The organism is Amycolatopsis sp. NPDC003861, from assembly GCF_053605405.1.
Map to the genome: position 1 here is coordinate 19114 of NZ_JBSGJD010000053.1, position 23494 is coordinate 42607.

22 protein-coding genes and 1 pseudogene are annotated in these 23494 nt (G+C 73.2%); 10 read left to right on the top strand and 13 right to left on the bottom strand.

Annotation, left to right across the window (positions count from 1 at the left end):
* Positions 1-2: 2 nt before the first annotated feature.
* Positions 3-1571, bottom strand: coding sequence for an HD domain-containing phosphohydrolase (locus ACWEVN_RS16050; protein ID WP_452051742.1), 1569 nt, complete (start codon positions 1569-1571; stop codon positions 3-5).
* Between the two features lie 202 nt (positions 1572-1773).
* On the opposite strand from ACWEVN_RS16050, the gene ACWEVN_RS16055 reads away from it, so the two are divergent.
* Genes ACWEVN_RS16055 through ACWEVN_RS16065 form a run of 3 tightly spaced genes read left to right on the top strand, consistent with a single transcriptional unit; the run spans position 1774 to position 4776 of the window.
* The gene (locus tag ACWEVN_RS16055) at positions 1774-2847 is read left to right on the top strand and encodes an AAA family ATPase (protein ID WP_452051743.1); all 1074 of its coding nucleotides are present in this window, start codon (positions 1774-1776) and stop codon (positions 2845-2847) included.
* 7 nt (positions 2848-2854) lie between these two features.
* A complete protein-coding gene (locus ACWEVN_RS16060; RefSeq protein WP_310972988.1) occupies positions 2855-3799 on the top strand; it encodes a DUF58 domain-containing protein in 945 nt (314 codons plus the stop codon).
* On the top strand, positions 3796-4776 hold the full coding sequence (locus ACWEVN_RS16065) for a VWA domain-containing protein (protein WP_449681692.1): 981 nt from the start codon (positions 3796-3798) through the stop codon (positions 4774-4776). The genes ACWEVN_RS16060 and ACWEVN_RS16065 overlap by 4 nt, the downstream gene beginning before the upstream one ends.
* A 1-nt stretch (position 4777) precedes the next feature.
* Here the strand turns inward: ACWEVN_RS16065 and ACWEVN_RS16070 are convergent, their stop codons facing one another.
* From ACWEVN_RS16070 to ACWEVN_RS16105, 8 genes and pseudogenes are all read right to left on the bottom strand, one after another.
* Entirely contained in the window at positions 4778-5287 is a 510-nt protein-coding gene (locus ACWEVN_RS16070; protein ID WP_452051744.1) for a hypothetical protein, read from the bottom strand.
* Between the two features lie 23 nt (positions 5288-5310).
* On the bottom strand, positions 5311-5772 hold the full coding sequence (locus ACWEVN_RS16075) for a tRNA (cytidine(34)-2'-O)-methyltransferase (protein WP_452051745.1): 462 nt from the start codon (positions 5770-5772) through the stop codon (positions 5311-5313).
* 3 nt (positions 5773-5775) lie between these two features.
* Positions 5776-6198 carry an acyl-CoA thioesterase gene (locus ACWEVN_RS16080; RefSeq protein ID WP_452051746.1) on the bottom strand — a complete coding sequence of 141 codons (423 nt, stop codon included), beginning with the start codon at positions 6196-6198 and terminating at the stop codon, positions 5776-5778.
* A gap of 14 nt (positions 6199-6212) precedes the next feature.
* Positions 6213-7157, bottom strand: coding sequence for a TAXI family TRAP transporter solute-binding subunit (locus tag ACWEVN_RS16085; RefSeq protein WP_452051747.1), 945 nt, complete (start codon positions 7155-7157; stop codon positions 6213-6215).
* Entirely contained in the window at positions 7154-8548 is a 1395-nt protein-coding gene (locus ACWEVN_RS16090) for a sensor histidine kinase (protein ID WP_452051748.1), read from the bottom strand. The genes ACWEVN_RS16085 and ACWEVN_RS16090 overlap by 4 nt, the downstream gene beginning before the upstream one ends.
* Before the next feature lie 4 nt (positions 8549-8552).
* Positions 8553-9221, bottom strand: coding sequence for a response regulator transcription factor (locus ACWEVN_RS16095; RefSeq protein ID WP_310972981.1), 669 nt, complete (start codon positions 9219-9221; stop codon positions 8553-8555).
* Positions 9222-9228: 7 nt separating this feature from the next.
* Complete coding sequence (locus ACWEVN_RS16100) at positions 9229-10539, bottom strand: MFS transporter (RefSeq protein ID WP_449681686.1); 1311 nt, start codon at positions 10537-10539, stop codon at positions 9229-9231.
* Positions 10540-10646: 107 nt separating this feature from the next.
* Positions 10647-11192, bottom strand: a pseudogene (locus ACWEVN_RS16105) (GntR family transcriptional regulator); the annotation flags it as partial.
* A 261-nt stretch (positions 11193-11453) separates the two neighbouring features.
* Here ACWEVN_RS16105 and fabG point away from each other — a divergent pair.
* Together fabG and fabI are read left to right on the top strand one after the other, a co-directional pair.
* Positions 11454-12158 carry a 3-oxoacyl-ACP reductase FabG gene (fabG, locus tag ACWEVN_RS16110; RefSeq protein ID WP_449681685.1) on the top strand — a complete coding sequence of 235 codons (705 nt, stop codon included), beginning with the start codon at positions 11454-11456 and terminating at the stop codon, positions 12156-12158.
* 34 nt (positions 12159-12192) lie between these two features.
* Positions 12193-12960 carry an enoyl-ACP reductase FabI gene (gene fabI / locus ACWEVN_RS16115; RefSeq protein ID WP_285996419.1) on the top strand — a complete coding sequence of 256 codons (768 nt, stop codon included), beginning with the start codon at positions 12193-12195 and terminating at the stop codon, positions 12958-12960.
* A gap of 3 nt (positions 12961-12963) precedes the next feature.
* On the opposite strand, the gene ACWEVN_RS16120 is transcribed toward fabI, so the two are convergent.
* A complete protein-coding gene (locus ACWEVN_RS16120; protein ID WP_452051749.1) occupies positions 12964-14124 on the bottom strand; it encodes a Cmx/CmrA family chloramphenicol efflux MFS transporter in 1161 nt (386 codons plus the stop codon).
* 68 nt (positions 14125-14192) lie between these two features.
* On the bottom strand, positions 14193-14774 hold the full coding sequence (locus ACWEVN_RS16125) for a TetR/AcrR family transcriptional regulator (RefSeq protein WP_452051750.1): 582 nt from the start codon (positions 14772-14774) through the stop codon (positions 14193-14195).
* Positions 14775-14860: 86 nt separating this feature from the next.
* Here ACWEVN_RS16125 and ACWEVN_RS16130 point away from each other — a divergent pair, with 86 nt between their 5' ends.
* Complete coding sequence (locus tag ACWEVN_RS16130) at positions 14861-15904, top strand: ferrochelatase (protein WP_452051751.1); 1044 nt, start codon at positions 14861-14863, stop codon at positions 15902-15904.
* Here the strand turns inward: ACWEVN_RS16130 and ACWEVN_RS16135 are convergent.
* Entirely contained in the window at positions 15901-16659 is a 759-nt protein-coding gene (locus tag ACWEVN_RS16135; protein WP_452051752.1) for a methyltransferase domain-containing protein, read from the bottom strand. The genes ACWEVN_RS16130 and ACWEVN_RS16135 overlap by 4 nt on opposite strands.
* Before the next feature lie 3 nt (positions 16660-16662).
* Entirely contained in the window at positions 16663-17460 is a 798-nt protein-coding gene (locus tag ACWEVN_RS16140; RefSeq protein ID WP_310972975.1) for a hypothetical protein, read from the bottom strand.
* A 113-nt stretch (positions 17461-17573) separates the two neighbouring features.
* Here ACWEVN_RS16140 and ACWEVN_RS16145 point away from each other — a divergent pair, with 113 nt between their 5' ends.
* From ACWEVN_RS16145 to mshC, 4 genes are all read left to right on the top strand, one after another.
* A complete protein-coding gene (locus ACWEVN_RS16145) occupies positions 17574-18971 on the top strand; it encodes an ATP-binding protein (protein ID WP_310972974.1) in 1398 nt (465 codons plus the stop codon).
* Positions 18968-20929, top strand: a complete 1962-nt coding sequence (locus ACWEVN_RS16150; protein ID WP_452051753.1) for a hypothetical protein — start codon at positions 18968-18970, stop codon at positions 20927-20929. Before ACWEVN_RS16145 ends, ACWEVN_RS16150 begins: the two co-directional genes overlap by 4 nt.
* Positions 20930-21391: 462 nt before the next feature.
* A complete protein-coding gene (locus ACWEVN_RS16155) occupies positions 21392-22168 on the top strand; it encodes a MerR family transcriptional regulator (RefSeq protein WP_452051754.1) in 777 nt (258 codons plus the stop codon).
* Positions 22169-22191: 23 nt separating this feature from the next.
* Positions 22192-23430, top strand: a complete 1239-nt coding sequence (gene mshC / locus ACWEVN_RS16160) for a cysteine--1-D-myo-inosityl 2-amino-2-deoxy-alpha-D-glucopyranoside ligase (RefSeq protein ID WP_452051755.1) — start codon at positions 22192-22194, stop codon at positions 23428-23430.
* Positions 23431-23494: the final 64 nt, after the last annotated feature.

Sequence of the window (23494 nt, forward strand, 5' to 3'; positions counted from 1 at the left end):
TTCTACGGGCGACGGCGGCCCGGCGGATCGGGCATCCACCCGATAAGCCCGTTCCGCATCGCGAACAGCGCCGCCTGTGTCCGCGTCGAGACGCCGAGCTTCGCGTAGATGTGCTCCAGGTGCGTCGACACGGTCTTGCGCGAGACGGTCAGCGCCGTCGCGATCTCGGCGTTGGACAGTCCCCGCGCCAGCTGGACCAGGACCTCCGTCTCCCGGGACGTCAGCCCGGACCGGCCCGGCAGCGTCCGGCGCACCCGCCGCCCGGCCGCGGCCAGTACGGCGTCGACCGCCTGACCGTCGAGACGTCCCGCGCGGGCTTCCCCGGCCAGGACCTCCGCGGCCTCGGCGGGCGGCAGCGCCGCTCGGTGGGGACGGGGCTCACCCAGCGCGTGGTAGACGTCCGCCGCCGCGAGAACCCGCGAAGGCATCGGCAGGCCGTCGCCGGAAAGGGCGTGGGGATAGCCCGAGCCGTCGAGGCGTTCGTGGTGCTGGGCCGCGCACCGGGCCACCGAGGCCAGCGCCGGCACCCGGGCCATCATGCGTTCGGTGAGGTACGGGTGGGTCCGGGCCCGCTCGCGCTGGGACAGCGACCACGGCTTCGGCGCGTTCCACACCGCGCTCGGCACGCCGATCATCCCGATGTCGTGCACCCAGCCCGCCCGGCGGACCACCAGGACGTCGTCCGGGGCCAGGCCCAGCCGGGTGGCCGCGGCCGCCGCGAGCTCCGCGACGCCGCGGGAGTGCCCGAGCCGGTGCGGCGACTTGAGGTCGGCGAAGTCGGCGAACGCCTGCAGGGCCTGGTCGAGCTCGTCGTCGGGGAGCTGCTCGCCGAGCCGCGGGTCGAGCGCGATCACCTCGTCCCAGGCCCGGATCTCCTCGAGGCCGGCCAGCACCGCGGCGTGGTGTTCGACGAAGCAGTCCACGAGCCGCGGGTCGAACTGCGTGCCCCGGCGTTCGCGAGCGACCGCGAGCGCGCCCTCGACGCCGGCGGTGTGGTGGAACGCCTCGACGTTGTCGGCCAGCTGGACCAGCCGCATGGCCAGGGCGAGCTCGTCGCCGCCGGCCTGCCCGGGCACCCCGCGGCCGTCCCAGCGCTCGAAGGCCTGCAGCAGCGGGCGGCAGACGTCGTCGCCGAGCCGCAGCCGGTCCGCGAGCTCGCTGGCGCCCTGGCATTGCTCCTGCATCACGCGCTGCACCGACTTCCCGGCCGTGGCCAGGAACCGGCCGACCAGCCCGGCCCGCCGCAGCCGCGAGCTGCCCGCGCCGAGGTGGCGCGCGACGAACATCGCCATCGTGACCCCGGCCAGGTCGCCGTCGTGGCTGTCGGCGTAGAGCTGCGTCTCGTCCCCGAACAGCTCGGCCAGCTCGCTCGTGTCGGCCGCGCAGCCGATCCAGGTCAGCAGCGACGTGTAGTAGGCCGCGGCCCGGATCCCGTGCTCGACGCCGGCCGCGTCGGCCAGCCGCAGCGTGATCACCGTCTGGCGCAGGACGCGCTCCATGGGGCGGCCCATGCCGAGGTCGGCCACCAGCGACAGGGTGGCGACGAGCTCGGCGAGCCGGACACGGGTCACCCCCGCATCCTCGCTCAGCGCGGGGGCGCTGTCAGGTCGGAGGAGTGCTTCACAGGTGCCACACCGCTGACCGTGTTGGCTGATCGTGGGGCCCGGCTGTGGTCGTCCGCGTGCCGGATGCGCCGGCCGACCGGGGGCGCAGTACGGTCGCACCGCGTGATCACCGTCGCGGGGGCGGCGCACGAGAATTCGAGGAGGCAGAGTGACCGAGCCCGGCTACGCCGAGGGCGGGAACGGGCAGCAGCCCGCAACGCCGGCGCGGGACGCCCAGTTGCTGGAGCGGACCGTGTTCGAGGTCAAGCGGATCATCGTCGGCCAGGACCGCCTGGTCGAGCGGATGCTGGTCGGCCTGCTGGCCAAGGGCCACCTGCTGCTCGAAGGCGTGCCCGGTGTGGCGAAGACCCTCGCCGTCGAGACGTTCGCGCGGGTCGTCGGGGGCTCGTTCTCCCGCGTCCAGTTCACGCCCGACCTGGTGCCCGCGGACATCCTCGGCACCCGGATCTACCGCCAGGGCGCCGAGCGCTTCGACGTCGAACTCGGCCCGGTCGTGGCGAACTTCGTGCTCGCCGACGAGATCAACCGCGCGCCCGCCAAGGTGCAGTCGGCGATGCTCGAGGTGATGGCCGAGCGGCACGTGTCGATCGGCGGCCAGACGTTCCCGATGCCCGACCCGTTCCTCGTGCTCGCCACGCAGAACCCGATCGAGAACGAGGGTGTCTACCCGCTGCCGGAAGCCCAGCGCGACCGGTTCCTGTTCAAGATCGTCGTCGAGTACCCCTCCGCCGAGGAGGAGCGCGAGATCATCTACCGGATGGGCGTCACCCCGCCCACCCCGCACGAGGTGCTCAGCCCGGGCGAGCTGGTCCGGCTGCAGGGCGTCGCGTCGCAGGTGTTCGTGCACCACGCCCTCGTCGACTACGTGGTGCGGCTGGTGCTGACCACCCGGACGCCGAACGACCACGGCCTCGCCGACGTCGCCGGCTGGGTCTCCTACGGCGCTTCGCCGCGCGCGAGCCTCGGCATCATCGCCGCCGCCCGCGCGCTCGCTCTGGTCCGCGGCCGCGACTACGTGCTGCCGCAGGACGTCGTCGACGTCGTCCCCGACGTGCTGCGCCACCGGCTCGTGCTGTCCTACGACGCCCTCGCCGACGGCGTGCCCATCGACCACATCATCACGCGCGTGCTGCAGACCGTGCCGCTGCCGCAGGTCTCGGCCCGGCCGCAGGGCGGGGCGGGCCAGGGCGGCCCGGTCCCGGCGGGCGCGCCGGTCAGGTAACCCGGCGATGGCGAAGAACGAGCAGGGCGCGCGCCCGTCCTGGGCGCCGCCGGTCCTGCGCGGCGACCGCCTGGAAGCCGGGCTCCGGACGTTGGAGCTCGACGTCCGCCGCCGGCTCGACGGGCTGCTGCAGGGCAACCACCTCGGCCTGGTGCCGGGGCCGGGGTCCGAACCCGGCGAGGCCCGCCCGTACCAGCCCGGCGACGACGTCCGCCGGATGGACTGGGCGGTCACCGCCCGCACCACGACCCCGCACATCCGCGAGACCGTGGCCGACCGCGAACTGGAGACGTGGGTCGTCGCCGACCTTTCGGCGAGCCTCGACTTCGGCACCGCGCTGTGCGAGAAGCGCGATCTGGTGATCTGCGCCGTCGCGGCGGTCGCGCACCTCACCGGAGGCGGCGGCAACCGGATCGGCGCGCTGGTCTCCACCGGCGCCGACACGACCCGCATCCCGGCACGCGGCGGGCTGGCGCACGCCCGCGGGCTGGTCCGCAAGCTCGCCGAGACACCGCGCGCGGCCGAGGGCACCCGGGGCGACTTCGCCCAGGCCCTGGAGGCGCTGCGCCGTCCGCCGCGCCGGCGTGGCCTGGCCGTGGTGATCTCCGACTTCCTGGGCGACGAATCCTGGGAGCGGCCGCTGCGGGCCCTGGGCGGGCGCCACGAACTGATCGCGATCGAAGTCCTCGACCCGCGCGACGTCGACCTGCCCGAGGTGGGCACCGTCGTGCTGGCCGACCCGGAGACAGGGAAACAGCGCGAAGTGCACGCTTCGGCCTTGCTGCGCAAGGAGTTCGGGGCCGCGGCCCACGCCCACCGCCAGCGCGTGGCGGCCGGTCTGCGGCGCGCGGGGGCGGCCCACCTGACGCTGCGCACCGACGCCGACTGGATCGCCGACATGGTGCGGTTCGTCGTCGCCCGCAAGCGCCGCTGGTCGGGGGGTGTCGCGTGAGCCTGACCGGGTTCGCCGCACCCTGGTGGTTCCTGCTGCTGATCGCGGTCGCCGCGGTCGCCATCGGGTACGTGCTCGCCCAGCGGGCGCGCCGGAAGCGGACCATGCGGTTCGCGAACCTCGACCTGCTGGAGAAGGTCGCGCCGAAGAGCCAAGGCTGGGTGCGGCACGTGCCGGCGGTGCTGATCGTGCTCTCGCTGCTGCTGCTCACCGTGGCGCTGGCCGGGCCGACCGCCGAGCAGAAGGTGCCGCGCAACCGGGCGACCGTGATGCTGGTGATCGACGTTTCCCTGTCGATGGAGGCCACCGACGTCGCCCCGACCCGGCTGCAGGCGGCCCAGGAAGCCGCGACGAGCTTCGCGCGGAACATGACACCGGGCATCAACCTGGGGCTGATCTCCTTCGCGGGCACGGCGACGGTGCTGGTCAACCCGACCACCGACCGCAACGGCGTGATCAAGGCGATCGAAAACCTGAAGCTGGCCCAGTCGACGGCGACCGGTGAGGGCATCTTCGCGGCGCTGCAGTCGGTGGAGAGCTTCTCGAGCGTCGTCGGCGGTGCCGACGGGCCGCCGCCGGCGCGGATCGTGCTGATGTCGGACGGGAAGCAGACGGTCCCGGAGGACCTGTACGCGGCGCGCGGCGGGTACACCGCGGCGCAGGCGGCGAAGCAGGCCGGGGTGCCGATCTCGTCGATCTCGTTCGGCACCACCCACGGCTCGGTCACCATCGACGACAAGCAGCAGCCGGTCAGCGTGGACGACGAGTCCCTGCGCGAAATCGCCCGGCTGTCCGGTGGCGACTTCTACAAGGCGGCCAGTGCCGAGGAGCTGAAGAAGGTCTACGCCGACCTCGGGGAGCAGATCGGCTACGAGCTCAAAGACGCCGACGCGAGCAAGCCGTGGGTGGTGGTGGGGACGTTGATCCTCATGCTGGGCGCGGCGGCCAGCCTGTTCTTCGGGCAGAGACTGCCGTGACTCAGGCTCGGCGGACGCCGTAGAGGCTGCCGCCGAGCAGGGTCACCCCCGACAGCACGCCGCTGATGAACGGCACCCACTCCGCGGCGCTGCCGAGCAGGGCGAGGCCGACGACGCCGAGCGCGGTCAGGACGACGCCGACCACCAGGATCGAGCGGGTCTTCCACGCCGAGGCCAGCGCGACGAAGTGCAGGCCGACGACGGTCGCGATCCAGGCGACGTTGGCCTGCACGGGCGCTTCCAGCAGGCGCAGCACGAAGAACCCGGCGAAGAGCAGCACGACCTCGCCGAGCACGATGAACCGGTAGCCCGGCCCGAACATCGGGCGGCCTTCGAGCGTCGGCCGCCCGCCCGCGCGGACGCCCAGGACCACCACCGCCGCCAAGGCGAGCACGGCGAGGGCGCGCAGCACCCAGCCGAGCACGGACGGGACTGGGTCACCGGCGTTGACCAGGACGAAGACGGTACCGAACGCGGCGCCGATGAGCGCCCCCAGGAACTGCTGTCGCATCCGGCGAACCTACCGGAAGCCGATCAAGCGCCCGCGAACCCGTTCTGGCGCCAGGCTTCGTAGACCGTGATGGCCGCGGTGTTGGCCACGTTCAGCGATCGGTTCGACGGCCGCATCGGCAGCCGCACGCGGTCGGTCACCTCGGGCGCGTCCTGGACCGCCGCGGGCAGGCCTGCCGACTCCGGCCCGAACATCAGGACGTCGCCCGGTGCGTAGGAAACGTCGGTGTAGAGCCGGGTCGCCGAGGCGGTGAACGCGTAGATCTTGGCCGGCAGCAGCACTTCCCAGGCCGCCGCCAGCGAGGCGTGCACGTGGACCCGCGCGAGGTCGTGGTAGTCGAGCCCGGCGCGGCGCAACTGCTTGTCCTCCAACGTGAAGCCGAGCGGCTCGACCAGGTGCAGTTCGCAGCCGGTGTTGGCGGCCAGGCGGATCGCGTTGCCGGTGTTGGGCGGGATTTCCGGCTGGTAGAAGAGAACGCGGAACACGGCTCAGTCCCCGAGCAGGGCCGCGTAGACCTTGCGGACCGCGTCCGGCGGCGCTTGCGGGCGCAGCGTGGCCGGGTCGATGAAGACGTACCGGAGGGCCGCTTCCGCCACCAGGGTTTCGCCGCGATGGATCGCGAAGTCGAAGAGCAGCGACGTCGTCCCGAGGTGGTTCAGGTACTGCGAGACGACCAGGTCGTCGTCGTAGCGGGCCGGCGCGCGGAACTTGACGTTCGCCTCGGCGACCACGACGTCGGTGCCGTGGGCCAGGAACTCGTCGTGCGAGCCGAAGAGCGCCTTCTCCGCCTCGAACGAGCACATGTCCACATAGGCCAGGTAGTGGGCGTTGAAGACGATGCCCTGCCCGTCGCACTCGTGGTAGCGCACGCGCAGCGGCATCTCGGCGATCGGGCGGCGAGGTGCGGTCACCCGCTCAATCTAGTTCAGCCGTGCAGGGCCCGGTAAGCGGCTGCAGCGCCCGGCTGCAGGGGGACCGGCTGGGTCCCGATCAGCGTCCGGACGTCGAGGAACTGCGTTCCCACGGCCTCGGCGGGCACCAGTGCCGTCGCGCGTTCGACCAGGAGCCGGACCACGGCCGCGGCGACGTCGTCCGGCAGCGAAGGCGCGCACACCAGGAGGTTGGCCACGCCGATCGTGCTCAGCGCGCCGACCCCGCGGTACGCGCCGTCGGGGACCTGGACCTGGTCGTAGACCGGGCCGTAGGCCGCGCGCAGGGCGGGCACCACCGAATCCAGGGGGAGCAGCGCGATCGGGGTGGTGCGGGTGAGCTCGGCCAGTTTCGGCGTCGGGACACCGCCGGACCACAGCATGGCGTCGACGCGGCGGCCGGCCAGCGCCCGGACCGCGTCGTCGAACAGCAGGTGCCGGGCGTCCACCGCGACCCCCGCCTTGGCGAACACGCGCTCGCCGAGCTGCGCCGCCCCGGAGCCGCTCGCGCCCAGGGACACCGGCCGCCCGGCGAGGTCGGCGAGCTCGCGCACCGGGCCGTCCGCCCGCACGACGAGCTGCAGGTAGTTCTCGTAGACGCGGCCGAGCGCGAGCAGCGGCACCGTCCCGGCGAACGGCGCGCCGCCGGACAGGGCGGTCTGGGCGACGTCGGCGAGCACCAGCCCCAGGTCGGCCTGGCCCCGCTGCACCAGGCCGACGTTGGCGACGCTCGCCTCGGTCGGCACCGCGGTGGCGTGCAGCAGCGGTTCCGCGCGGTTCAGCTCGGCCGACAGCAGCTCGGCGAAGGCCAGGTAGAACCCGCCGCGCTCGCCGGCCGCGATGGTGAGCGGGCGGTCCGGGCCGCGGTAGCCGGCGCTCGAGCACCCGGTCAGGGCGAGGCCGAGGCCGCCGAGCAAGGCCGTGCGGCGGGTGAGTGTCATCCCGGCACCTCCCGCAGCGGCAGCGCGACGCGGACTTCGAGGCCGTGCGGGTGCGCCTGCCGCAGTTCGAGGACGCCGCCGCGGGTGCGCACCTGCTGGTGCGCGATGGCCAGGCCGAGGCCGGTGCCGCGCGGTGCCCCTTCGCCGCCCGCGCGCCAGAACCGCTCGGTCGCCCGCGCTCTGTCCTCTTCGGACAGTCCGGGTCCGTCGTCGGTGACGACGAGGGTCGCGGTTTCCCCACCGCTTTCCCAATCGGCCGTGATCTTCGCGCCGCGGCCGGCGTAGTGGACGGCGTTGTCGAGCAGGACGTCCAGGATCTGCGCGAGCTCGCCTTCCGGGCAGCGCACGGTCACCGGCTCGTCGTGTCCCGGCGGCGGCACGAGCGTCGCACCGGCGTCCTCGGCGGCCGGGCGCCAGGCGTCGACGCGTTCGGCGAGCACGGACGCGAGGTCGCAGGCCTCGTCGGCCCCGCCGGCGGCGACGCGGGTCGCGGTGCTCTCGGCCAGGGCGAGGGCGAGCAGGCCGTCGAGGAGCTTCTCCAGGCGTTCGACCTCGGCGACGGTCGCCCGGTAGGTCCGGTCGTCGCCGTCGATGCGCCCGGCCAGCGAGTCGACGCGCAGCCGCAGGGCCGCCATCGGGTTCCGCAGCTGGTGCGAGGCGTCGGCGACGAGCCGGTGCTGCTGCTCGGCGGCTTCGAGCACGGCCTCGGACATCCGGTTGACCTCGGCGGCCAGCGACCGCAGCTCCCGCGGCCCGGTGCGTTCCGGGACGTGCGCGCGGTGCCCGCCGGCCACCGCGAGCACCCCGGTTTCGAGCTCGTGCAGCGGCCGCACCATCCACCGGGCCAGCACCACGGCGAGCAGCACGAACACCATCGCGACCAGCATCGCGCCGGCGGCGATGGTGCCCCACCGGGTGGCGACGTCCGCGGCGGCCGCCGTCACCGACGCGCGCAGCACGACCACCCCGGACACGCGCGTGCCGGTGCCGACCGGGCGGGCGAAGTAGGCCGGTTCGGCCGACCACGGGTCGAGCCGGTCCACCCGCGGCGCCGGTTCGTTGCGCATGGTGGCTTCCACGAGCCCGCGGACTGCCGGGTCGCCCGCGGTCAGACCGCCCGCCTGGACGAGGGGGAGCCGCCGGGCGTCGACGATGACGACGCCTTCGCCGTACAGCTGGGCATAGCGCTCGGCGTCGGCCGCGAGGGCCGCGGGATCGTGGGTGTCGACGGCCTGCTGGGCGAGCACGACGAACCGGTCGACGTCGGCGGTGCGCGAGATGACCAGCTGCTGGGTGCGCTGCTCGGCGGTCGCCGTCAGCAGCGGCACGGCGAACGCGGCGACCACCGCGAGGGCGAGGGCGACCAGGACCACCAGGAGCCGGGTGCGCACGGGGTCAGTCCCGGCCGAGCCGGTAGCCGAAGCCGCGGATGGTGGTGAGCAGGCCCGGCCGGTCGAGCTTGGCGCGCAGCCCGGTGAGGTGGACGTCGAGCGAGCGGGACACCGCGAGGTAGGCGTCGCCCCAGACCTCGTCCATCAGCTGCTGGCGGCTGACCGCGGTGCCGGGGCGCGCGGCGAGCACGGCCAGGATCTCGAACTCCTTGGTGGTCAGCCCGACGTCGTGCCCGGCGACCAGCACCCGCCGGGCGCCGAGGTCGATCTCGACGTCTTCGACGCGCACGACGTCACCGGCCGGGGTGGCCCGGGCGACCGCCCGCCGCACGACGGCGTCCATCCGGGCCAGCAGCTCGGCCAGCCGCACCGGCTTGGTGAGGTAGTCGTCGGCGCCGAGCCGCAGCCCGCGCACGACCGAACGTTCGTCGCCGCGGGCGGTCAGCACGATCACCGGGACCGGCGAGACGGCCCGGATCTTGCGGAGGACGTCGAGGCCGTCGAGGTCGGGCAGGCCCAGGTCCAGCAGGACGAGGTCGGCGCCGCGGTGGTGGTGCAGCGCGTCGGCCCCGCGGGCGACGCTGGTGACGGGATGACCGCGCGCGTGCAGCGACTCGGCGAGCGCGCCGGCGACACCCGCGTCGTCTTCGACGAGGAGCACGCGCACGGCCATCTCCCTGTCAGCGTCGTTCCAGCTCCGAGGTCTTCGAGGTTTCCCGCATTGTGCCGTAGACGATCAGCGAGACCAGGACGGTGCCCGCGACGTACCAGAAGAAGACCTGCTCGTGCCCGGCGCTCTTGAGGGCCAGCGCGATGAACTCCGCGGTACCGCTGAAGATCGCCACGGTCAGCGCGTAGGGCAGGCCGACGCCGATCGCGCGGATCTTCGTCGGGAACAGCTCGGCCTTCACGATCGCGTTGATCGAGGTGTACCCGGCCACCACCACGAGCCCGGCCAGGACCAGGAAGAACGCGCCGACCGGGTTCCGGGTCGAGCCCATCACCGTCATGATCGGCACGGTGAGCAGCGTGCCGCCGATGCCGAAGAACAGCAGCAGCGGCCGGCGGCCGATCCGGTCGGACAGCCGCCCGAACACCGGCTGCAGGATCGCGGCGACCAGGATGGCCAGGAAGAGGACCACGGTGACCGACCGCCGCGGGATGTGCGCGGTGTTCTCCATGAACTTCTGGCTGTAGGTGGCGAAGGTGTAGAAGCTGACGGTGCCGCCGAGGGTCAGCCCGACGACGAGCGCGATCTCCTTGGGGTACTTCGCCAGCTCGCGCAGCGTGCCGCGGCTGCCCTTGGCCTCCCCGGCTTCGCGCCGGTAGCTCTCCGATTCGTCCATTCCGCGGCGCAGCCACATGACGCTGAGCGCGGCGACCGTGCCGACGGCGAACGCGATCCGCCAGCCCCACGCCGTCAGCTGCTGCTCGGTGAGCAGGGCCTGGAGGATCAGCTGGAGGCCGAGGGCGAGCAGCTGGCCGCCGTAGAGCGTCACGTACTGGAAGCTCGAGTAGAAGCCGCGCTTGCCGGGAGTGGCCACTTCGGACAGGTAGGTCGCCGAGGTGGAGTACTCGCCCCCGACCGAGAGACCCTGGACCAGCCGGGCGAGCACGAGCAGGATCGGCGCGGCGATCCCGATGGTCTGGTACCCCGGCGTGACGGCGATGAGCAGCGAGCCCCCGGCCATCATGGTGACCGAGAGCACCAGCGCACCCCGCCGCCCGAACCGGTCGGCGATCCGCCCGAGCAGCCACCCGCCGAGCGGCCGCATGAGGAACCCGACGGCGAACACCGCGGCGGACCCGAGGAAGGCGGCGGTGGTGTCGGTGGTGGGGAAGAAGGATTTGGCGAAGTAGGTGGTGAACGCCGCGTAGGCGTACCAGTCGTACCACTCGACCAAGTTGCCGATCGAGCCGCGCAGCACGTTGCCGATCACGCGCTTTTCGTTCACGGTCCCCGTGCTCGCGGGGCTGATCCGGGTTGTCATCGTCGACCTCCTGTGTTGCGACTCACGGTGACCAAGGGGTGAGGGGCGCAGCAAGGCCGGAGGGCAGTTCCTAACGTGGGCTTAGGACGGTGAGGTCCGCTGGGCGGTCAGCCGGCGGGCCATTCGTAGGACAGCTCGAAGCGGCCGGCCGCGAACACCATGTCGTTCATCTCCAGCGGCGCGCCGTCGGCGGCGTACGCGACGCGGGTGACGGTGACGACCGGCACCCCGCCGGCGAGCCGCAGCCGCGTCGCCTCGGCGGGTGTCGGCATCCGCGCGCCGACGTGCTCGGCGAACGAGCCGATCGTCCGCCCGGCCTCTTCCAGCCGCGCGTAGGTGCCGCCCGGTCCGGTGTCGACGTCCTCGATGGCGGTGCCGCGGGTCAGCTCGCGCGCGAGGCGGGAGACGGCCAGCTGGACCGGCTGCCCGTCCGCGCACATGACCCGGTCGCGGACGGTGACCTCGGCACCTTCGCCGAGGCCGAGGTGGCGGGCCACGCGTGGGCCGGCCGGCTCGAAGCGGATCTCGACGTTCGCCGACGGTGCGAAACCGCCGGCTGCCGCGTCGGCGAGGAACGCGCCGCGATCGCCCTCGCGCGCCTCGCGGGACAGCCGCGGCGACCGGGCGATCCGCTGGACACCGGCCGGCGGCTGCGGAGAGGCCGGAACTTCGCTCGTTCGATCGACCATGCGGCAAATCCTCCCACTCGCCTCGACGAGGTGCAGGGGTGAGCAACGACCGGCTGTGTTGCGACTCACGGTGACCAACCAGCGGGTAACCAGCAAGGTCGGGAAGCAGTTCCTAACACCCGCTTAGGACGGTCGCGGACACCGCGACGCGGGTGCGCGACCCGGCGGCGCTGCCGATAGCCTCGTGCCCGGCATCAGCGCACGTCGAAGAAGAGGGAGCACACAGTGGGACGGTCGGTTCTGGTCACCGGGGGCAACCGGGGCATCGGTCTGGCGATCGCCCGGGACCTCGCCGAGCAGGGGCACCGGGTCGCCGTCACGCACCGTGGTTCGGGGGCGCCCGAGGGGCTCTTCGGGGTTCAGGCGGACGTCACCGACACCGAGCAGGTCGACGCCGCCTTCAAGCTCGTCGAAGAGCACCAGGGGCCGGTCGAGGTGCTCGTCTCCAACGCCGGGCTGACCGATGACACGCTGCTGATGCGGATGAGCGACGAGCAGTTCGAGCGCGTCGTGAACGCGAACCTCACCGGGGCCTTCCGGGTCGCCAAGCGGGCCTCGCGGGGCATGCTGCGCGGCAAGTGGGGCCGGTTCGTCTTCATCTCCTCCGTCGTCGGCCTCTCCGGCTCGGCCGGGCAGGCCAACTACGCCGCGTCGAAGTCCGGGCTGGTCGGCTTCGCTCGGTCGCTCGCCCGGGAGCTCGGCTCGCGCAACATCACCTCGAACGTCGTCGCGCCCGGGTTCGTGCACACCGACATGACCGACGAGCTGCCCGAGGCGCGCAAGAAGGAAATCCTCGCGCAGGTGCCCTCCGGCCGGTACGCCGAGCCGTCGGAGATCGCCGCCGCCGTGCGGTACCTGGCCTCCGAAGAAGCCGGCTACGTCAACGGGGCCGTGCTGCCCGTCGACGGCGGCCTCGGCCTCGGCCACTGACCGAAAACCGACCCGAACAGAACTTGGAGGACCCGTGCCCGGACTGCTCGAAGGCAAGCGCCTGCTGATCACCGGCATCATCACCGACGCCTCGCTCGCCTTCCACGCGGCCAAGATCGCGCAGCAGGAGGGCGCCAAGGTGGTGCTGACCGGCTTCGGCCGCATGTCGCTCGTCGAGCGCATCGCCAAGCGGCTGCCCGAAGAGGCACCGGTGATCGAGCTGGACGTCACCAACCAGGAGCACCTCGACGGCCTCGCCGACAAGGTGCGCGAACACGTCGACGGCCTCGACGGCGTGCTGCACTCGATCGGCTTCGCCCCGCAGACCTGCCTCGGCGCGCCCTTCCTGGACGCCCCGGCCGAGGACGTCAAGACCGCGATCGAGATCTCGACGTACTCGTACATGTCGCTGGCGAAGGCGTGCCTGCCGCTGCTCGGCCGGGGTGCGTCGTACGTCGGCATGGACTTCGACGCGCGTGTCGCGTGGCCGGTCTACAACTGGATGGGTGTTGCGAAGGCCGGGCTCGAGTCGGTCAACCGGTACCTGGCCAAGGAACTGGGCCCGCAGGGCATCCGCGTCAACCTGGTCAGCGCCGGCCCGATGAAGACCATGGCCGCCAAGTCCATCCCGGGCTTCGTCGACCTGGAGGACGGCTGGGGCGAGCGGGCGCCGCTCGGCTGGGACAGCACGGACCCGGACCCGGTGGCGAAGAGCGTCTGCGCGGTGCTCTCGGACTGGCTCCCGGCCACCACCGGCTCGATGATCATGGTCGACGGCGGGGTCCACTTCCTCGGCGTCTGACCCTCACACGGCCACGAGTTCACGGTCGTCGCCGCGCTGGACGACGGCGGCGACCGTGAGCGCGGCCAGTGTGGCGACGCCGAGCGCGATCCCGGTCCACGCCACGCTAGGGAAGCCCAGCCCCGCGTCGATCGCGACACCGCCCAGCCACGGGCCGACGGTGTTGCCGACGTTGAACGCCGACGTCGTGCTGGCCCCGACGAGCGTCGGCGCGTCGCCGGCGGCCTGGAAGGCGCGCAGGTTCAGCGCCGGGTTGGCGCCGAATGCGGCCACGCCGAAGACGAGCACGGCCGCGACGGCCACGAGCGCGTCGGTGGTGAGGGCGAGCACGAGCAACGCGGCCAGCGCGAGCGCGAGGCAGCCGTAGAGCGTCGCGAACGGCCGCCGGTCGGCCAGCCGGCCGCCCGCGCTGATCCCGATCAGGGCGCCGACGCCGAACAGCGCGAGCACGCCCGGCACCCACTCGCCGGGCAGGCCGTCGGTCTCGGTCAGCAACGGCGCCAGGTAGCTGAACGCGGCGAAGATCATGGCCTGGCACAGGGCGATCACGCCGAGCGCGAGCCAGACCCGGCCGCGCCGGTACAGCCGCAGCTCGCCGCGCACGCTCAGCGGCCCGCCGGTCGTCTCCGGCACCAGCAGCGCCACCCCGGCGACCGCCACCAGCGTCACCACCGTCACCGCCCAGAACGCCGTCCGCCAGCCCGCGTGCTGGCCGAGGAACGTGCCGGCGGGCACCCCGGCGATGTTCGCCACGGTCAGCCCGCCGACCAGCACCGCCATCCCGCGTCCCCGCCGTTCGGCGGGGACGAGCGCGATCGTCGTCGCCAGCGCGACGGCCCAGAAGCCCGCACAGGCGAGCGCCGCGACCACGCGGGTCGCGAACAGGAGCGCGTACCCCTCGGCGAGGGCGCCGACGACGTGCGCGACGGCGAACACGCCGAGCAGGGCCAGCAGCGTGCGGCGGCGGGGGAGCCGCAGCGTCCCGATCGCCAGCAGCGGCGCACCGACGACCATGCCGATGGCGAACGCCGAAATCAGCAGCCCGGCGTCGGGGATGCTCACGTGCAGGTCGGCGGCCATGCCGGGGAGCAGGCCGGTGATCATGAACTCGGACGTGCCCAGCGCGAACACGCTGAGCCCGAGGACGAAGACGGCCAAGGGCATGGGTTCTCCTCCGGTTGTGTATTGATCAGTCCAAAATTGGGGTGTGCGTGGACCGGATCGGGCGGTGCTCAGCGCGTGATGGTGGAGAGGGCGATGTCGGCGACCGCGTGCATGCTCTCGCGGCTGGTGCCCCGGCGGGCCATCACCCGCAGGCCCGAGGTGGTGCTGAGCAGGAACTCCGCCACCTCGGCGGGGTCCAGGCCGTCCCGGAGGCTGCCGTCGAGCACGCCCTCGCGGACGCACTCGGTGAACATGGCGAGATTCCGGTCGGTGTCGGCCTGCAGGGCGGCGCCCACCTCGTCCTCGGGCAGGCCCAGCTCGGCCAGCGTGTTGACCACCAGGCAGCCGCGGCGACGCTCTTCGAGGTCGTCTTCGACGGCGCTGTCGAGGACCGCGGCGATCCGCTCGGCCGCCGTGCCCGGGCCGTCGAGGAGTGCCTGCCGCCGGTCCAGCTGCGTGCTGGTGTAGTGCGTCAGCGAGCGCCGGAACAGGGCCCGCTTGCTGGTGAAAGTGTTGTAGACGCTGCTGCGGCCGAGCCCGGTGGCCTCGCACAGGTCCTGGGTCGAGGTCGCTTCGTAGCCGCGTTCCCAGAAGGCGTGCATCGCCTTCTCGACGGCGGCGGTCTCGTCGAACTCCCGTGGCCTGGCCATGGGAAGACCGTAGCACAGTTTTGGACTGGTCGATTCATAACCGGCCCGAGTCGGCGTGCGGGCGGCCACATCGGCAAGATGACGGGGTGGGATACGACGCGTTGCTGTGGCTCTCGTTCGGCGGCCCGGAAGGGCCCGACGACGTCATGCCGTTCCTCGAGAACGTGACCAGGGGCCGGGGGGTGCCGCGCGAGCGGCTCCTGGAGGTCGCCGAGCACTACCAGCACTTCGGCGGGGTCTCGCCGATCAACAAGCTGAACCGCGACGCGATGGCCGCGGTCGAGAAGCAGCTCTCGGCGGCCGGCATGGACCTGCCGGTGCACTTCGGCAACCGCAACTGGCACCCGATGGTCGAGGACACCCTGGCCGCGCTGACGTCGGAAGGCGCGAAGAAGGTCCTCGTGTTCCCCACGAGCGCGTACGGCGGCTACTCGGCGTGCCGCCAGTACGACGAAGACATCGAACGCGCCCGCGCGGCGGTCGGCGAGGGCGCCCCCGAACTGGTGAAGCTGCGCCAGTTCTTCGACCACCCGCTGTTCGTCTCGGCGGTCGCCGACGGCGTGCGCGCGGCCCACGCGTCGCTCGGGAACGAGCCGGGGATCCGCACGGTGTTCACGGCGCACTCGGTGCCGGAGAGCGCCGATCGCGCCTCGGGCCCGCCGTCGGAAGGCGGCCGCCGGTACTCGCGCCAGATCGCGGAGGCGGCTCGCCTGGTCGCGGCCGAGGCGGGCATCGCGGAGTACGACGTCGTCTGGCAGTCGCGGTCCGGGCCGCCGCAGGTGCCGTGGCTGGAGCCGGACGTCGTCGACCACCTCGACGCGCTGCACGCCGCCGGGGTGCCGGGGGTGGTCGTCTCGCCGATCGGGTTCGTGTCCGACCACCTCGAGGTGATCTGGGACCTGGACAACGAGGCGGCGGAGCGCGCGGCCGAGCACGGGATGAAGTTCGCCCGCGCGGCGACGGCGGGCGCGGATCCCCGCTTCGCGGAGCTGGTGGTGGAGCTGATCCGCGAGCACACGCACGGCGTGGCGCCGCGCAAGCTGTCGCCGTTCCCCTCGGCGGGCTGCACGGTCAACGGCGCGCCCTGCGCGATCGGCTGCTGCGAACCGGCGAAGCGCCCGGGCCGCTAGGTCCGGCGCCCCACGAGGTGGAAGGCGCGGCTGAGCCGGCGGTACGGATCCCGCCGGCCGGCCTCGAACTCGACGGCCGCGATCCGTTCGGCGTCGGCCGGGTCCGGGCCGGCGCCGCTGAGGTCGAGCCAGTCGACGAACAGCCAGACCCCGTACCACGCAACGGGTTCCACCCCGCGGCGGCGGAGTGCCTCGCTCAGTTCGGCCACCGTGTCGGCGCGCGTCGGCAGGCCCAGCACCCCGATTTCGGTGCGGGTGCCGAACGCCTCCAGGGCGTCTTCCCAGCGTCCTTCCAGGGCCGGGCGCACGGCCGCGGCCTCGGCGTTGCCGGTCATGACCGAGACGAGCCCGCCGGGCGCGGCGCAGCGGCACAGCTGGTCGAGCACGGGGTCCGGGTCGGCCAGGTAGCCCAGCACGCCGTGGCACAGGACGGCGTCGAAACGACGGCCGCCGACCGCCTCCGCGGCGTTCGCGGCGTCGGCTTGCACGAGCGTCACCCGCTCCGGCAGCCGCTGCCGGGCCTTGGCGAGCATCGCCGCCGACGAGTCGAGCAGCGTGACGTCGTGGCCCGCGCGGGCCAGCGGGAACGACTGGTGACCGGCGCCGCCGCCGACGTCCAGCACCGAGGCCGGCGGGGCGGGCAGGTGCTCCAGGAGCTGCCGGTGCATCACGGAGGTGCGGACGCGCCCCTTGGCCGTCGCGTAGGCGCCGTCGGCGAAATCGCCGGCGACCGCGGCCCAGGTGTCGTCCGGCACCGCTCAGCCTTCGCGGGCCGTCTGCTCCGCGAACACCCGGACCGCTTCGTTGATCGCCGCGCAGCGGGCCGTCCGGACCGCGTCCGACAACGGCCGCAGCGCCTGGGCGCGCAACGTCGACGCCGACGCCGACAGCGCTCCGCCCGGGTCGTCGGAGGACGCGATCGCCAGGATCGCCGCGATCTCCTCCGCTCGTTGCAGCACCCGCAACGCGCGCCCGGGCGTGCCCGCGGGCCAATCCACGTTCGGGCGCGAGCGCAGGTGGGCCGACAGCTCCGCGCGCACCCCCGGCCGGTCCGAAGCCACGTCGAGGGTCTGCAACGCCCCGGCGCTGGCGCGGATCGCGTCGGTCAGCCCGTGCTCGGCCTCGCCGAGCGGGACGTACTCCGGGGTCGTCGGCGACGGCAGCGCGTAGACCGTCCAGCGCACCAGGCCCTCGGCGATCGGCTCCGGCACCAGGCCGAAGCCGAGGTCCGGCAGCACCAGCGCGTCACCCGCGCGCAACGCCGCTTCGGTGAACGGGCCGCCGCCGCCCAGGCCGCGGACGTCGCCCGGGACCGGCAGGACCAGGTGGAGGGATTTCGCTCCTTGCGAACGCAGCGCCATCAGCAGCTGCACCGGCGTGGCCGCCCGGTTGAACGCCAGCGGGAGCGCGAACGCGTCGGCCGCGGCCGCGTCGGCGGCCACGACGTCATGGGCCTCACCCCACGCGAGCAGGGCATCGAGGACATCGTCGGACGCGGCGGCCCCGTTGAGCCACGCGCTCGACCAGACGGCGAAAGTCGCACTGGGACGGCACACAGTTCGCTATTTTACTGCCCTATTTTACCGGGCGGCTCCGGATGCCGGGAGCGCGCCCACGCTGGAGCCGCTCCACATCGACGCACCGCCGATCCGGCAGTAGCGTCGAGGAGGTGAACGCTGTTCCAGACGCTCTTCCCCGCACCGCCGGGGCCCTGCGCGCGGCCGGGTACGAGCCGCGCCCGATCGCCCGAGAGATCCACGACAACCTGCTGACCGCGCTCAAGAACGGCGAGGACGCCTGGCCCGGCATCGTCGGCTTCTCGCGCACCGTGCTGCCGCAGCTCGAACGCGCGCTGCTGGCCGGCCACGACGTCGTCCTGCTCGGCGAACGCGGCCAGGGCAAGACCCGCCTGCTGCGCACCCTGGCCGGCCTGCTCGACGAGTGGACACCCGTCATCGAGGGCTCCGAACTGGGCGAACACCCGCTGCAGCCGATCACGCCCGCGTCGATCCGCCGCGCCGCCGAGCTCGGCGACGACCTGCCGGTGGCCTGGCGCCACCGCTCCGAGCGCTACACCGAAAAACTGGCCACCCCGGACACTTCGGTCGGCGACCTGATCGGCGACGTCGACCCGGTGAAGGTCGCCGAAGGCCGCAGCCTCGGCGACCCCGAGACCATCCACTTCGGTCTCGTCCCGCGCGCCCACCGCGGCATCGTGGCCATCAACGAGCTGCCCGACCTCGCCGAGCGCATCCAGGTCGCGCTGCTGAACGTGATGGAGGAGCGCGACATCCAGGTCCGCGGCTACACGCTGCGGCTGCCCCTGGACGTCCTGCTCGTCGCCACCGCGAACCCCGAGGACTACACCAACCGCGGCCGGATCATCACCCCGCTGAAGGACCGCTTCGGCGCCGAGATCCGCACCCACTACCCCCTGGACGTGGCCTCGGAAGTGGCGGTCGTGCGGCAGGAGGCGAACCTCGTCGCCGAAGTCGGCGAGCCGCTGCTGGAAGTGCTCGCCCGGTTCGTCCGGAACCTCCGGGAATCCACGGTGATCGACCAGCGCTCCGGCGTCTCGGCGCGGTTCGCCGTCGCCGCGGCGGAAACCGTGGCGGCCGCGGCGCTGCGGCGTTCGGCGCTGACCGGCGAGGAGCCCGCGGTGGCGCGCCCGGTCGACCTCGACGCCGTCCCGTCGGTGCTGCGCGGCAAGATCGAGTTCGAGCCCGGCGAAGAGGGCCGCGAGATCGAGCACCTCGTGCACCTGCTGCGGATGGCGATCGCCGAGACCGCCCGTGACCGGTTCGCCGGCCTCGACCTGCGGCCCCTGGCGGACGCGGTCGGCGAAGGGCACCTGGTGTCCACCGGCGAGCGCGTGCCGGGCAAGGACGTCCTCGAAGCGCTGCCGGAACTGCCGGTGCTGCACGAGGTCGCCCAGCGTGCCGGGGTCGCCGCCGACGAGCCCGCCGGGCGGATCGCGGCCGCCGTCGAACTCGCCCTCGAATCGCTGTTCCTCTCGCGCAGGCTCGCGAAGGACTCCGACGACGCGACGACCGTCTACGGCCGATGACCGCGGTCCCGCTTCCCGACGGCTACTCCTACGGCCCGTGGCACGACGGGCCGGACCCGCTCGCGCCGCCGGCCGACCTGCGTGACGCGCTGGACGAGATCGGCCAGGACGTCATGGCCGGCGCGTCGCCGCGGGCCGCGCTGGAGGAGATGCTGCGGCGCGGCACGCACCGCACCGCGGGCCTCGACGAGCTGACCCGCCGGCTGTGGCAGCGCCGGTCGCAGATCCAGCGGCGCAACAACCTCGACGGCACCCTGCAGGAGGTCCAGCGCCTGCTGCAGGAGGCCCTCGACGCCGAGCGCCGCGAGCTGTTCCCGGACCCGGACGACGACGCCCGGTTCCGGGAGGCCCAGCTCGACGCGCTGCCGCCGGGGACAGCCGCCGCCGTCAACGAACTGGCGAATTACGACTGGCGCTCGGAACAGGGCCGGGAGAACTACCAGAAGATCCGGGACCTGCTGGGCCAGGAGCTGATGGAGTCGCGGTTCCAGGGCATGAAGCAGGCGCTGCAGAACGCCGGGCCCGAGGACGTCGAGCGGATCAACGAGATGCTCTCCGACCTCAACGACCTGCTCGCCGCCCACGCCCAGGGCGCGGAGGACATCCAGCAGCGCTTCGACGACTTCATGGCCAAGCACGGCGAGTTCTTCCCGGAGAACCCGCGGAACGTCGAGGAGCTGATCGACGCGCTGGCCGAGCGGTCAGCGGCCGCTCAGCGGATGCTCAATTCGATGTCCGCGGAACAGCGCGCGGAGCTCGCCGAGCTGACCCAGCAGGCCTTCGGTGACCCCCGGCTGGCCCAGCAACTGTCCCGGTTGGACGGTCAGCTGCGGGCGGCCCGGCCGGGCGAGGACTGGACGGGCTCGGCGCGCTTCCGCGGCAACAACCCGCTGGGCATGGGCGAAGGCGCCCAGGCCATGCAGGACCTCGCCGAGCTGGACGCGCTGGCCGAGCAGCTCGGCCAGTCCTACCCGGGCGCGCGGCTGGAGGACATCGACCTGGAGTCCCTCGAGCGCCAGCTCGGCAAGGACGCGGGTGTCGACGCTCGCCGGCTGGCCGAGCTGGAGCGCGAGCTGCGTCGCCAGGGCCTGTTCGAACGCGCCGCCGACGGCTCGCTCCGGTTGTCGCCCAAGGCGTTGCGGCGCCTGGGTGAGACGGTGCTGTCCGACATCGTGAACGCGTTGCGCGGCAAGACCGGCGAGCGCGAGACCGAGTCGGCGGGTGCGGCGGGCGAGCCCACCGGCGCGTCGCGGCCGTGGCGGTTCGGGGACATGCAGCCCTGGGACGTGCCGCGCACCATCCGCAACGCCGTGCTGCGGTCGGTGTCGGTGGGGGAGCGGCAGGTGCGCCTCGACGTCGAGGACGTCGAGGTGGTCGAGACCGAGCACCGGACGCGCGCGGCGGTGGCGCTGCTGGTCGACACGTCGTGGTCGATGGTGCAGGAGGGGCGCTGGCTGCCGATGAAGCGCACGGCGCTCGCGCTGCACCAGCTGATCAGCACCCGGTTCCGCAACGACGCCCTGCAGCTGATCACGTTCGGCCGCTACGCCCAGTCGATGGAGCTGCCGGAGCTGGTGGGCTTGGAGGGCGCCTGGGAGCAGGGCACGAACGCCCACCACGGGCTGCTGCTGGCGGGTCAGCACCTGCGGCGGCACCCGGACGCCCAGCCGGTGGTCCTGATGGTCACCGACGGCGAGCCGACGGCCCACCTGGAACCCGACGGCGAGGCGGTCTTCGACTACCCGCCCCAGCCCCGGACCCTCCACAAGACACTGTCCGAAGTGGACCGCTTGGCCAAGCTGGGCGCATCGATCTCGGTGTTCCGCTTGGGCGACGACCCGAGGCTGACGGCGTTCGTGGACCTGATCGCCCGCCGCTCGGGAGGCCGCGTGATCGCCCCGGACCTGGACGGCCTGGGCGCAGCAGTGGTCGGCGACTACCTGCGCACCCGGCGGTGACCGGCGCGGGCGCTCACCCGGCTGGGTGAGCGCCCCGGCCGGGGCCCGGTCGCTGCGGCGGCCACTCGCGCCCGGCGGCGATTTCGGCGAGTGCGGGGCCGCCGGTGAGATGCGCTGCCCCCGGGGGTTGGGCGGACGCTCGACTGGCTGAGGGAGCGCCCGCGCTGCCACGCAAGCCGGCGGTGCGGCGGGGCTCGGTCGCTCGTGGCCGCGGCGGGTTCGCGGTGGTCGGCGAGGTGCGGCGGCCCCACCGCGCCGGCGCGGGCGCTCACCTGCGTGAGTGAGCGCCCGGGCGGCTCACGTGTGCCGGCTGCGCGTCGGGGCTCGGTGGCGGCCACTCGCGCCCGGCGGGTTCGCGCTGGTCGGTGAGGTGCGCTCGCCCCACCGGGCCGCGCTGCCCACACCAGCCGGCGGGGCTGCAAAACTTGCCACCGTGTGAAGGTCGCCTCCTAAGCTGGCCTGATGCAGTACTCGATCAGCCAGGTCGCGAAGGCGTCCGGCGTCTCGGCGCGGATGCTGCGCCACTACGACGCGATCGGCCTGCTGCCCCCGGCTTCGGTCGCGCCGAACGGGTATCGCTGGTATGGCCGGCTCGAGCTGCTGCGCCTGCAGCGCATCCTGCTGCTGCGGCGGCTCGGGCTCGGGCTGGCCGAGATCGGGGCCGTGCTCGGCGAGCAGGTCGACGAGGCCACCGCCCTGCGCGGGCACCTCGCGCAGCTCGAAGAAGAGCGGCGGCGCCTCGATCGGGTCATCGGGACCGTCGAGGAGACGCTCGGTGACCTCGGCCGGGCTCGGATCGAGGATCCCGAGCGGTTCTTCGCCGGCCTCCGGAAGGACAGCGCCGCCCTGCGGCAGCACTACCGCGAGACATTCGGCGAGGGGGCCGCCGTGGCGTTCGACACCGCCCAGGCCGCCCAGGAGGGGCTCACCGCCGCCGACTACGAGCACGCCGCCGCCCGGAGTGCGGCCCTCTTCCGGCGGCTGGCCTCCGTCATGCGGTCCGGGGCGGCGCCGGACGATCCCGCCGCGCTCGACGCCGTCGCCGAGCACCACCGGTCCGTCAGCCACTTCTGGCAGCCGACCGCCGCGGCCTACGCGGCGATGGGCGGGCTCTACGTCACCGATCCGCGGCAGCGGGCGCTGGCCGAGCGGGCCGATCCGGCGCTCCCGGCGTGGCTGGCGCGGGCGATCGAAACCTACGCCCGCGTGAGGCTCGTCCCACCGCTCGGGAAGGCGTGACGCACCAGCCTTACAGTCGAGGTATGCAGACTTGGTCATCGGTCGACGTGCCCCGCATCCCCGGCACCCCCCGCCCGCTGCGGCTCCACGACACGGCCACCGGGCAGATCCGCCCGACCGCGCCCGGCGCCACCGCCCGGATGTACGTCTGCGGCATCACGCCCTACGACGCGACGCATCTGGGGCACGCCGCGACGTACCTCGCCTTCGACCTGGTGAACCGCATCTGGCGGGACAACGGGCACGACGTCCACTACGTGCAGAACGTGACGGACATCGACGAGCCGCTGCTGGAGCGGGCCGAACGCGACCAGGACGACTGGGTCGTGCTGGGCATGCGCGAGACGGCGCTGTTCCGCGAGGACATGGTCGCCCTGCGTGTGTTGCCGCCGAAGCAGTTCGTCGGCGCCGTCGAGAGCATCCCGGAGATCGTCGAGGTCATCGCGAAACTGCTGGCCAACGGCGCCGCCTACCGCGCGGACGACCCGGAGTTCCCCGACGTCTACTTCGACCACAACGCGACCGGGAAGTTCGGCTACGAGTCGAACTACGACGAGCCGACCATGCGGAAGTTCTTCGCCGAGCGCGGCGGCGACCCCGACCGCGCCGGCAAGCGCCACCCGCTGGACGCGCTGCTGTGGCGCGTTGCCCGCGAAGGCGAGCCGTCCTGGGAGTCCGAGCTCGGCGCCGGACGGCCCGGCTGGCACATCGAGTGCAGCGCGATCGCGGTCAACCGGCTGGGCCTGGGCTTCGACCTCCAGGGCGGTGGTTCGGACCTGATCTTCCCGCACCACGAGTACAGCGCGGCGCACGCCGAGGCCGTCGCCAAGGACGGCCCGTTCGCCCGCCACTACGTGCACGCCGGGATGATCGGCCTCGACGGCGAGAAGATGTCGAAGTCGCGCGGGAACCTCGTGTTCGTCTCGCGGCTGCGCGCCGACCGGGTCGACCCGGGTGCGATCCGGCTCGCGCTGTTCGCCGGCCACTACCGCGAAGACCGCCCGTGGACCGACGCGCTCCTCGCCGAAGCCGAAACCCGGCTCGCGCGCTGGCGCGAAGCCGTCTCCCTGGCCACCGGACCGGCGGCGGAGGACACCGTCACGCGGCTGCGCGACCACCTGTCCGACGACCTCGACACGCCGAAGGCCCTGGTGGCGATCGACGCGTGGGCGAGCGAGGCTCTGCGTCGCGACGGCACCGACCCGACGGCACCCGGCCTGATCCGCGACGCCGTCGACGCCCTCCTCGGCGTCGCCCTCTGACGAACCCGGGCCCGGCACACCCGCGAGTGCCGGGCCCGGTCCCGGGGTAACACCCTATACAGGC

What these genes read in the sequence shown, in the direction of transcription:
- ACWEVN_RS16120 (WP_452051749.1), bottom strand. Translation starts at nt 14,124, where the DNA reads ATGCCCTTGGCCGTCTTCGTCCTCGGGCTCAGCGTGTTCGCGCTGGGC.
- ACWEVN_RS16060 (WP_310972988.1), top strand. Translation starts at nt 2,855, where the DNA reads ATGGCGAAGAACGAGCAGGGCGCGCGCCCGTCCTGGGCGCCGCCGGTC.
- ACWEVN_RS16150 (WP_452051753.1), top strand. Translation starts at nt 18,968, where the DNA reads ATGACCGCGGTCCCGCTTCCCGACGGCTACTCCTACGGCCCGTGGCAC.
- ACWEVN_RS16070 (WP_452051744.1), bottom strand. Translation starts at nt 5,287, where the DNA reads ATGCGACAGCAGTTCCTGGGGGCGCTCATCGGCGCCGCGTTCGGTACC.
- ACWEVN_RS16125 (WP_452051750.1), bottom strand. Translation starts at nt 14,774, where the DNA reads ATGGCCAGGCCACGGGAGTTCGACGAGACCGCCGCCGTCGAGAAGGCG.
- ACWEVN_RS16085 (WP_452051747.1), bottom strand. Translation starts at nt 7,157, where the DNA reads ATGACACTCACCCGCCGCACGGCCTTGCTCGGCGGCCTCGGCCTCGCC.
- ACWEVN_RS16100 (WP_449681686.1), bottom strand. Translation starts at nt 10,539, where the DNA reads ATGACAACCCGGATCAGCCCCGCGAGCACGGGGACCGTGAACGAAAAG.
- mshC (WP_452051755.1), top strand. Translation starts at nt 22,192, where the DNA reads ATGCAGACTTGGTCATCGGTCGACGTGCCCCGCATCCCCGGCACCCCC.
- ACWEVN_RS16155 (WP_452051754.1), top strand. Translation starts at nt 21,392, where the DNA reads ATGCAGTACTCGATCAGCCAGGTCGCGAAGGCGTCCGGCGTCTCGGCG.
- ACWEVN_RS16095 (WP_310972981.1), bottom strand. Translation starts at nt 9,221, where the DNA reads ATGGCCGTGCGCGTGCTCCTCGTCGAAGACGACGCGGGTGTCGCCGGC.